Genomic DNA, 11331 nt, shown 5'->3' on the forward strand with positions numbered 1-11331 from the left:
CGTTCCCCGGACCAATCGATGCGTTGGCGACATATACATATCTGAGAGAGATCAATCCGACGCCCTACAGCGCTGTTCTCGGTTTCACCGATCTGTCGCTGTCGAGCGCGTCGCCGGAACGGTTTCTGCGGATAGATGCGGACCGAGTGGTCGAGTCCAAGCCGATCAAGGGCACACGGCCGCGAGGAAGCACACCTGAACAGGATGCCGACCTTCGCGCGGACCTACTCGGCAACGAGAAGGACAAGGCAGAAAACCTGATGATCGTCGACCTCGTGCGAAACGACCTGGCTCGAGTGTGTGTGCCGGGTTCCGTGCACGTCCCGAAACTGTTCGACGTCGAAACCTATGCACCCGTGCATCAGTTGGTGTCGACCGTGCGCGGGAGACTCCGCGACGACGCTTCCGCGGTTGATTGCATCAGCGCTGCATTTCCCGGTGGGTCGATGACGGGGGCACCGAAAATACGCACGATGGCCATCATCGACAAGCTCGAGGACGGGCCACGAGGCGTGTATTCCGGAGCCATCGGTTACTTCTCGCTCACCGGCACTGCAGATTTGTCGATCGTCATCCGGACCATCGTGTCCACCGAGAACGAAGTGAGCTTCGGCGTCGGCGGCGCGATCGTTGCCATGTCCGACCCCGAGGAAGAGTTCGAGGAGACAATGGTCAAGGCGGTCTCGATGCGCCGGGCTCTGTCGGGCGCAATGCGCAAAAGCCGGAAGGACGTCTGACGTCCTTCCGGCTCCTGTAGCGAAACCCGAGCTCTAATTGCAGGTCAGGGTGCCGTGAAGTACTCGAACACAGCCGGCTGGACGTTCGGGTTGGCGTTCACCGTGCCGATGATCGTACCGGCCACGACGCCGATGGCGGTGCCGATGATGCAGCCCGCGATGAAGTTCGGAAAAATCGAGACGCAACCGATCGCGAATCCCAGTCCCGCACCGATCGCCGTGCCCACAGCGCCGCCGTTGGTGTAACCGATGACGATCTGATTGATCATGTTGTCGAACGCAGCTTGCTTCGAGACTGGTTCGGCAACCTGATTGATGAGCGATGCCGGCTGCGGTGTGAGCAGCAGCTGTCGTTCACCGACGAGTGCGGGTGCGATGGAGTAGGTCGTGCCATTCACCGAGTAGGTGAGCGGGAGACTGGCCAGCACCGTTCCCGAACTCCCCACGATGTCGACCTCCGTGCCGTTGCTGTCGACGCGGAACGCGCCTGCATCGAGCACGGTGCTAACTGCGCCCTCGGGAGTGACCGAGGTTTCGTAGCCGACCGATTCGACTGGGTCTGCACCTGCAGTTCCCCCACCCACCGCGATGGTCACCGAAGTGGCGGCCAACACCGTGGCCATCATCGCAGTCACTGACTTCATTCTTTTCACAGGCATCCCCAGACCGTTGTCGGACAAACTTCTTCTTACGTGCGGGCCGATTATAATTCTCGACCGTCGATGTGCAGCGCGCTATGCGGTCGACTGTCGAGGTAATTCTCGAGCACCGTTCCGACTTCGGCGAGCACATCAGGTTCGATCATTTCATTGTGCGCGCATTCCACGGATCGAATGTCTACATTTCCGGTCACGAATGCATTCCATTGCGCCGGATCGCGGTCGATTCCGTCGCCTGATCCCTTTGCTGCTGCGAAGAACAAGATGTCCCCATCGAACACGTCGGGTTGGAAATTCGCCATGATCGCGGTGGAATTCGCGAAGCCGTCGTTGATTCGTTCGAGGTGCGCAGGTGTGAGGCCCGTTTCCTGCCCGAACGACTCGTTGAGCAGCGCAACCGCTTCCTCGTAGGTCAAGGGTGACTGCGACGCATCGCGGACGAGATCGAGTCCCAGACCTGCGAGCAATTCCTCCACGCTCAGTCGTCCCTGCGTGGCCTCGTTCGGATCCTCGACGTAGCTGTCCATGATCGTCAGCGAGTCGACGGTCGCGCCCGCCCGGCGAAGTTCGACGCCGACAGCGTGAGCGATGGACCCGCCGAGCGACCAGCCGAGGATGTTGTACGGGCCCTCCGGCTGGACCGTGCGGATCTCCTTTGCATACCGGTGGGCGAGTTCCTGTATCGACGTGAACGTCCCGCCCTCGGCGATACTCGGCAGCTGCAAACCGTACACGGGCCGGTCCTCTACCAGGTGACGCACAATTCCCGAGTAACCCCAGGACAGGCCGATGCCTGGGTGAATGGCGAACAGAGGGGTGCCCGTTCCGGCCGCTCGAAGGGGTATGACCACGCCGAAAGCGCTGTCGATACCTGCGGCTGCCTCGGTTCCGCTGGCCTCGATCCGCGCCGCAAGGCCAGCGGCGGTCGGATCGAGGAACAGCGACTGCAGTGGCACCCGAACACCGGTGGCTGCTTCGAGGGCAGGCACTACTCGTGTTGCGACGAGGGACGTTCCACCGAGGTCGAAGAAGTTGTCGTCGACACCGACGCGCTCGACGCCGAGCACGTCGGCGAAGACATCCACCACGGACTGTTCCGTTGCGTTCGAAGGCGCTCGATACGGAACCGCGCTGACAGTCAGTTCCGGGACCGGCAGCGCCCGCCGATCGAGTTTGCCGACGGGTGTCAGCGGGATTTCGTCGAGTACGACGATCGCCGTGGGCACCATGTGGCGTGGCAGCACCGCAGCCACTTGCTCGGTGACCTGCGCGACGTCGACCGTATGGCCTTCGGCCACGCGTACGTAGGAGACGAGGACGGTGTCGCCGGACGGTGCGGTGTGTCCGACCGTGGCAGCGAAATTGAGCGAGGGGTTGTCGGTGAGAACCGAGTCGATCTCGCCCAGCTCGATGCGGAAGCCTCGCACCTTGACCTGGAAATCGCTGCGTCCGACGAACTCGATCGTGTGATCGGGTGTCCACCGCACGACGTCGCCCGTCCGGTACATCCGCTCGCCGGGCTCCCCGTAGGGGTCCGCCACGAACCGCTCGGCTGTGAGTGAGAACCGATCGACGTATCCCCGCGCGGTGCCCGGGCCGGCGATGTAGAGCTCGCCCGGGACGCCGACCGGAACGGGCCGAAGGCGTTGATCGAGAACGAGATAGCGGAAGCCGATGGCCGGGGCGCCGACATCGATGGTCTTACCCGGCACCAGAGGACCTCCGACGCTGGCCTGAATCGTCGTCTCGGTCGGGCCGTAACCATTGAACATCATTCGGCCGGGCGCCCACCTGCCGACGAGCTCCGGTGTGCAGGCTTCGCCGCCGACTCCGAGAACGCCGACGTTGCCGAGTCGGGTGGTATCGATCGACGCGAGCGCCGCGGGAGTCAGGAAGGCATGCGTGACGCCCGAGTGCTCGAGCAGGTCGGCGAGATCATCGCCGCCGAAGACTCCGGGTGGCACGATCACGAGGGTCGCACCGACACCGAAGGCCATCGTCAGCTCGTACACCGACGCGTCGAAGCTCGGTGACGCGATGTGCGAGACCCTCGACTCCGGTGTGGGTCGGAACCTGAGCACGACTTCGTCGCGGAGGTTGCGGAGACCTCGTTGACGGACCGCGACTCCCTTCGGCCGCCCGGTCGACCCCGAGGTGTAGATGACGTAGGCGGGGTTGTCGAGGTGGAGAGCTGCCGTTCGATCGCGGTCGGTCAGCGGCTCGGTCGGATACCGCTTGATGTCGGCCGTGAAGTCCGCGTCGTCCACGACCAGCCACGTGATGGTGTCCGGGAGTGCGTCGCGGTGCTCGCGCACTGTCAGACCGATTGGGGTCTTCGAGTCGTCGAGCATATGCGCGATGCGATCCGAGGGGTAGTTCGGATCCACCGGCAGGAACGCGGCACCGGTCTTCGCGACCGACCAGATCGACAGCACCGATTCGATGGATCGAGGCATCGCGAGCGCAACGAACGTCTCCGGACCCACACCGAAGTCGGTGAGCATCCGTGCGATCCGCGTCGACCATTCGTCGAGTTCCCGGTACGTCAGGCTGACGTCGCGGTATTCGAGAGCAGTGCGGTTGGGATTGGCAGCCGCTGCGGCCGTGAGGATCTCGGGCCAGCTCTGCGGCGCCGGGCCGTCGTCGCCGCGTGCCGGCGCGAACATCGGCCGTTCGGTGTCGCCCAGGATGTCGACGTCACCGACCGGTGCCGTCGGATCGGCCACGAGGGCGTCGAGGATGCGGACGAAGCGATCGGCGAACGACGCCACCGTCGACTCGTCGAACAGTGCGCTTGCGTAGTCGAGTGCGCCTTCGATGCCCGTAGGTGCTCCCGATTCGTCGAAGCTCTCCGACAACAGCATCTGAAGGTCCTGCTTTGCGACCGGAACGTCGAAGTCGAAGCCTTCGACGGTCAGACCGGGCAGCTCGAGCCGAGCCTTCGTGTTGTTCTGGAACGACAGGGCAACCTGCGAGAGCGGCGCGTAGGACGTCGAGCGCGCTGGGTTCAAAACCTCGACGATGCGCTCGAACGGCATTTCCGCGTGCTCGAACGCTTCGAGGTCGGCGTCGACGACGCGGGTCAGCATGGACTCGAACGACTCGGCGCCGTCCACGACGGTGCGCAGCACGAGGGTGTTGACGAACATGCCGACGAGGTCGTCCAATGCCGCTTCGCCTCGACCCGCGACGGGTGTCGTGATGGCAATGTCGTCGGTTCCGCTCAGTCGGGAGAGCGTCGCCGCGAACGCGCCGTGCACGACCATGAACATGGTCGCCCCTCGTGCGCCCGAGAATTCGGCGATACGGCGATGCAGCTCGGCGTCGATGTCGAACTTCACGCGGCCACCGCGGAAGTCCTGCGTCGAGGGGCGCGGGCGATCCGTCGGGAGCGGAAGCAGATCGGGAACCCCGCGCAGTGCCGTCCGCCAGAAGCCGATCTGGCGGCTCGCCAGTGATGCCGGATCGGTCTCGTTGCCCAGCAGCTCACGCTGCCACAGCGTGTAGTCGGCGTACTGAACGGACAGCGGCTGCCATTCCGGCGCAGAATCTGCGGTGCGGGCGGAGTAGGCCACCATGACATCGCGCGCCAGCGGTGCCATCGAGGCACCGTCGGCGGCGATGTGGTGAACCACGACGGCGAGAACGTGTGTGGTCTCGGCCGATGCGTCCACGCGGTACAGCGCCAACCGAATCGGGATCTCGGTCGTGACGTCGAACCCGCGGCCGGCGAAGCTGCCGATCACGCCGAGAAGCTCGCTCTCGCCGACAGTGTGTACTTCGACGTTCGGTAGCACGTCTTCGGCGGAATGGATCAGCTGCTCGGGTGCGTTGCCGACGGATGGGAACGTGGTGCGCAACGACTCGTGTCGCTCGAGCAGATCGGACACCGCAGCGCGCAGAGCATCCATATCGAGTTCACCCGTCAGCGTGACGACGAGAGGCACGTTGTACGCGGGAGACGACGGATCGAATCGGTTGATGAACCACATCCGTTGCTGAGCCAGCGACAACGGGATGCTCTCCGGACGCTGCTGTGCCCGTAGCACGGGTCGTGCGGCCCCTGGCGCCGACTCCGCGACCATCGCCGACAATGCGGCAACCGTCGGGGCCTCGAAGATCGCACGCACGCCCAGTGATGTTCCGAGGGCGGCATTGACACGCGCGATGACCCGGGTGGCCGACAGCGAGTCGCCACCGCGATCGAAGAAGTTGTCGAGTGCACCGATCCGTTCGACACCCAGAGTCTCGGCGAACACCTCGGCCACCGCTGCCTCGGCCGGAGTGCGCGGCGCGACGTATTCGCCCGCGGCGGAATCGAATTCCGGTTCCGGCAGCGCTCCCCGATCCAGCTTGCCCACCGGGGTGAGCGGAATCTCATCGACCTGGATGATGAACGACGGCACCATGTGCCCGGGCAAACCTGCCGACGCGTGGGCCGTCAGCTCGGCGGTGTCGACGGTACTGCCTGCCTCCGCCGCACGAACGTATGCAACCAAGACCGTTGCACCTGCGGGCGTAGTGGTCCCCACGGTCGCCACGAAGTCGACCGTCGGGTGCGTTGCGAGAACGGCGTCGATCTCGCCGAGTTCGATGCGGAAGCCACGTACCTTGACCTGGAAGTCGCTTCGGCCGACGTATTCGACGGTCATCTCCGGCGTCCATCGGACGACGTCACCGGTGCGGTACATCCGGTCGCCGGGTGCACCGAAGGGGTTCGCGACGAAACGCTCGGCGGTCAGGCCGGGGCGATCGTGGTAGCCGCGGGAGAGTCCTGCGCCCGCGAGATACAGCTCGCCCTGCACCCCGACGGGAACCGGCTGCATGCGCGAGTCGAGAACGACCTCGTGCACGGCTCGAACCGGGCCACCGATGGTGAGTGATGCTCCGGCCGTCAGTGGGTCCGAGATGTTGGACATGATCGTCGCCTCGGTGGGGCCGTAGCCGTTGTACAGCCGTCGACCCGGTGCCCATTTGGTGACGAGTTCGGCCGGTACGGCCTCGCCGCCGACCACGACGTCCGCGAACGTGTCGAGGCCGGTGGGGTCGACGGATGCCAACGCGGAGGGGGTGATGAATGCGTGCGTGACCCGTTCGCGGGAGAGGATGTCGTGCAGTTCCTCGCCGCCGTAGACGGTCGGCGGAACGATGACCATCGTCGCGCCGACGCCGAACGCGAGCAGGTATTCGAGGACCGAGGCGTCGAAACTGGGCGAGGAAACGTGCAGTGTCCGCGATTCGGGCGTGATCGAGTACCTCTCGGCCTGTTCGAGGGCAAAGTTCTGGAGGCCGGTGTGGGTGACGACGACGCCCTTGGGTAGCCCGGTGGATCCCGACGTGTAGATGGCGTAGGCAGCGCTGTGCAGGCCGATGCCGGCGACACGTTCGTTGTCCGACAACGGTTCCGGCGCCATTTCGGCGAGTTCCCGTGCCGTGGTCGGATCGTTGAGCACGATCCACCGTTCACCGGCGGAGTGACCACCGAGCTCGGGTAGGGCAGCCGCATGACTGCTCACCGTGATGCCGAAGCGTGCACCGGAGTCGCGGACCATGTGCTCGATCCGGTCGCGTGGGTATCCCGGGTCGATGGGCACGAAGGCGGCCCCGGTCTTGGCGACCGCCCATACGGCAACAACCGATTCGATGGAACGCGCGAGTCCGAGCGCCACGAAGGTCTCGGCCGACACGCCGCGCGCCAGCAGTAGACGAGCGAGGCGACTCGAGCGCCGATCGAGTTCGTCGTAGTCGATCGACTCGTCGCCGAAGCACAGAGCCGTTCGCCCGGACGATGCGCTCGCCGCGTTCTCGAAGACGTGTGCGAGCAGTCGGGTCGATCCTCCTACGGGCCCGTGGACCGGAGCCAACTCGGCGCGTTCGGTGTCGTCGAGCAGGTCGACCCGAGCAAGTGGTGTGCGATCGTTGGCGACCACGCTGTCGAGCACGCGGACGACACGTCCGATGATGCGCTCGATTTCGTTCTGCGAGAACAGATCCGGTAGATACTTGACCTTGAGGTGAAGACGGTCGTCGACCGATGCCACGAGCGTCAACGGGTAGTGCGCGGCGTCGGTGCCGAGCACGTCCGCGACTTTGAGCCCTGCAATGTCGGTCTCTTCGGACAAACCGGCGCGATCGACGGGGTACGACTCGAACACCGTCAGGGTGTCGAACGAGACGCCGTTGCCTACAGCGCGCTGGATGTCGGTCAGCCCGAGGTAGTGGTGATCGAGCAGGGACGCCTGCTCGGCCTGTACCCGATCGACCAGGTCGCCGAGCGGCTCTGCCGGGTCGAGGGAGACCCGGACGGGCAGCGTATTGATGAACAGCCCGATCATCGACTCGATACCGGGAATTTCCGGTGGACGGCCGGAAACCGTGGCACCGAAGACGACATCGGTACGCCCGGTGAGTGCGGCCAGAACGACACCCCATGCGCTCTGCACGACGGTGTTCAAGGTGGACCCCCGGTGCGCGGCGAGCTCTCGAAGCGAGGCGGTGACCTCGCGTGAAAGGGAATATGTGGTCTCGACCGAGGTGGTCGACAACTGTCGACCCCGGTCACCGTCCGCCAGCAGCGTCGGCTCCTCCACACCCGACAGCGCTCGCACCCATTCGGCACGCGAGACCTGGGCGTCGCGTCGATGCATCCAGGACAGGTAATCCCGGTACGCGGGTACACGCGGCAGCATCGAATAGTCACCCGCCGTCGCATACAGCGTGAGCAGTTCCTTGATGAGCAGCGGTGTCGACCAACCGTCGAGCAGGATGTGGTGGTTGGTGAGCAGCAGTCGCCACTCCCCCTCAGCTTTCGTGATCAAGGTGAAGCGCAACAGAGGAGCGCGATCCAGTGCGAACCGGGTCGCCCTGTCCGCATCGAGTACCGCTTCGAGCGCAGCGTCGACGTCGGTTTCTCCCCGTAGGTCGACGTGTGACCACGGAACCTCGACACCCGTCTGCACGACCTGCACGGATTCACCGTTCGTACCGTGCACGAACGCAGCTCGAAGGTTGGCGTGCCTGTCCAGCAATGCCTGAGCCGCAGCCTTCATGCGCTGCGGGTCGACGATGCCGCGCAATTCGAGCCCAAGCTGAACCATGTACGCGTCGACACCGAGATCCACCGACTCGTCGACCTCGCCCGCGAGCCGGGCGTGGAACAGCAGTCCGGACTGCAGCGGAGACATCGACCAGACATCGTCCAGACTTGGGAACTGTTCTTCGAGTGCAACGATGGTGGGTTGATCGATGTCGACCAGTTCCAGATCGGACGGCGTGTAGCCGCCTGCAGATGGGTCGTCCGCGTGTGCGGTCAACGCGGTCATCGCTGCAACCCAGAGCTCGATCAGTCGATCGACCTCCGGCGCGGTGAGCACGCCCGTCGGGAACGCAAACGTCGCGTCCAGAACGGGGCCGGTCGGCGTCGTGTTGGTGACGGCGTTGATGTCGAGCAGTGCAGGAACGGGCATGTTCGGGTTCTGCGCGTCACCGAGAGTCGTGTCGGACACCGGGATCCACCCGACGTCCTCCATGCCCTCGGACGAACCGGTCGAGAACCGTCCCAAATAGTTGAAACTCACCTGCGGCTTCGCGAAACCGCCCAGCGCCGTTCGCCCCTCATCGGTGAGGTAGCGCGCCATGCCGTACCCGATGCCATGATCCGGAATGGCAAGCAACTGTTCCTTGACGGCCTTGACCGCGTCTCCGGCGGCGGATCCACCGGCCAGAGCGTTGTCGACATCTACGCCGGCGAGGTTCAGTCGAACCGGGAAGATGGTGGTGAACCAGCCCACCGTGCGCGAGAGGTCCGCCCCGGGCACGACAGCGTCTTCGCGGCCGTGACCTTCGAGGCTGACGAGAGCATCGTCGACCGAAGAGCCGCGTTCCCTCCGCCATGCAGTGAGCGCGATCGCAAGGCCGGCGAGTAGTCCGTCGTTGACACTGCCGTGGAACTTCTCCGGGACTGTGGTCAGAAGGCGCTCGGTCACCGCTACGGGAAGCGACGTCCTGATTCGCTCGACCGTCGCATCGACATCGACAGCGGGGTCGAGTGCACGCGATCCGATGATCGGATCGTCACCGGACAGCATTCCCGTCCACAGGGCTAGTTCGTCCGCGCGGTCTACAGCGACCTCGAGGAGGCCGGTTGCCCAGCGCCGCATGGACGTTCCCGTTTCCGCCAGCACGGGTTCGCTGCCCGCGACGATCTGCGACCATGCCGTGGCGAGGTCCGGCACCAGAATGCGCCAGGAGACACCGTCGATGACGAGGTGATGCGCCACGATCAGCAAGCGACCGGCACCTGTGGGCGCCTCGAACCACACCATCTGGACCATGCGCCCGACAGAAGGGTCGAGGCGGTCGGCGGCAGCGTCGAGTTCGGCGGCCGCGCGGCGAGAGAATTCTTCGCCGACGACCTCGTCTACCGACACGTGATGCACTACCGAGGCCGCAGACACGGTCCCGACCGGCGCCACCGTCTCGGTCCATGTGCCGTGGCCATCGACCGAGTGGCCATCGACCGAGTGGCCATCGACCGAGTGGGCGGCGTTCGAAGAGAGCTGTGCCCTGAACATGTCGTGCGTGTCGAGCACCGCCTGGACGGTTCGCTCGAGAACCTCGGCTTCGATGCCGGTCGGCAGCTGCAACAGGGCAGTCTGCGTGTACCGGCCGAACTCCTCGCTGCGTTCGAGCATCCACTGCACGATCGGTGTCAACGGGAGATCGCCGACACCGCCTCCGGGCAGTTCTTCGAGAACGACCGCCTCGGTGTCCTCGGCAAGCGCGACGACCTCGGCAAGGCCTGCGACGGTCTTGCGTTCGAACACATCGCGCGGCGCGATGACCAGCCCGGCCGCCTTTGCGCGCGACACCAACTGAATGGACATGATGCTGTCTCCGCCGAGGGCGAAGAACGAGTCGTCGACTCCTACTGTGTCGAGGCCGAGCACCTCTGCGAACAATGCGGCGAGAGCTTCCTCCACCGGCGTGGCCGGTGCACGGCTCAGCGTCACACGGGACGAGAAGTCCGGAGCCGGAAGCGCCTTCTTGTCCAGCTTGCCGTTCGCCGTCAAGGGCAGTTCGGCCAGCACGACGAGTGCTGCAGGCACCATGTACGAGGTGAGGCTCCCGGCCACCTCGTCGAGAACGGCCGTGGTGTCGAGCGTTCGAGCGGCCTCGGGAACGACGTAGCCGACTAGCCGGTCGCCGCTGCCGTCGTCGCGCACGGACACCACCGACTGGGCGACGCCGTCGCAGGCGAGAAGTGCCGACTCGATCTCGCCGAGTTCGATGCGGAACCCGTGAAGCTGAATCTGCATGTCGCTGCGGCCGAGGTATTCGAGTTGACCCCCGGAATTCCAGCGTGCCGTGTCACCGGTGCGATACATCCGGGTGCCGGATCCATCCGGGTCCGCCACGAAGCGCGTGGACGACAATCCGGTGCGACCCAGGTAGCCGCGTGAGAGCTGATCGCCCGAGACGTACATCTCACCGATGACGCCCGGCGGGACGAGACGCAGCCGGTTGTCGCGAACAGCCACCGTCAGGCCAGGGATGGCCTGCCCGATGACGCTCGCCGATGCCGACGCCGCGAACTCGCGAGTCAGCGGCAGATGGCTGACGTGCACGGTAGTTTCGGTAATTCCGTACATGTTCACCAACGTCGGCGAATCCTCAGGGTGCCGTGCGTACCAGCGACCCAGCTGACCCAGGTCGAGCGCTTCGCCGCCGAAGACGATGTAGCGCAACGCGAGTCGTTCGGACTCCGACCCGGTACCAATGGATCGGGCGGCGCGGTCCGCCTCGGCGAACTGGTAGAACGCCGTCGGCGTCTGATTGAGCACGGTGACCTGCTCTGCGACGAGCAGTTCGCGGAACAGTTCGGGTGACCTCGCCGTGTAGTAGTCGACCACGACGAGCTTGCCACCGTGTAGCAG

3 protein-coding genes are annotated in these 11331 nt (G+C 65.0%); 1 reads left to right on the top strand and 2 read right to left on the bottom strand.

Annotation, left to right across the window (positions count from 1 at the left end; genetic code table 11):
- Window positions 1–737 (top strand): anthranilate synthase component I family protein (locus WBQ44_RS18910; RefSeq protein ID WP_495568207.1); only part of this gene is annotated, 737 nt, incomplete at its 5' end.
- Window positions 738–781: 44 nt separating this feature from the next.
- Here the strand turns inward: WBQ44_RS18910 and WBQ44_RS18915 are convergent.
- Both WBQ44_RS18915 and WBQ44_RS18920 read right to left on the bottom strand, forming a co-directional pair.
- Complete coding sequence (locus WBQ44_RS18915) at window positions 782–1381, bottom strand: DUF8020 domain-containing protein (protein ID WP_495568208.1); 600 nt, start codon at window positions 1379–1381, stop codon at window positions 782–784.
- 59 nt (window positions 1382–1440) lie between these two features.
- A partial coding sequence (locus tag WBQ44_RS18920; protein ID WP_495568209.1) for an amino acid adenylation domain-containing protein occupies window positions 1441–11331 on the bottom strand: 9891 nt, incomplete at its 5' end.

Origin of the sequence: Rhodococcus sp. (in: high G+C Gram-positive bacteria), from assembly GCF_049591685.1 — a bacterium.
GTDB lineage: Bacteria > Actinomycetota > Actinomycetes > Mycobacteriales > Mycobacteriaceae > Rhodococcoides.

Bases quoted from the DNA above. Each gene is read 5' to 3' on its own strand.
- WBQ44_RS18915 (WP_495568208.1), bottom strand. From the start codon at position 1,381: ATGAAGTCAGTGACTGCGATGATGGCCACGGTGTTGGCCGCCACTTCG.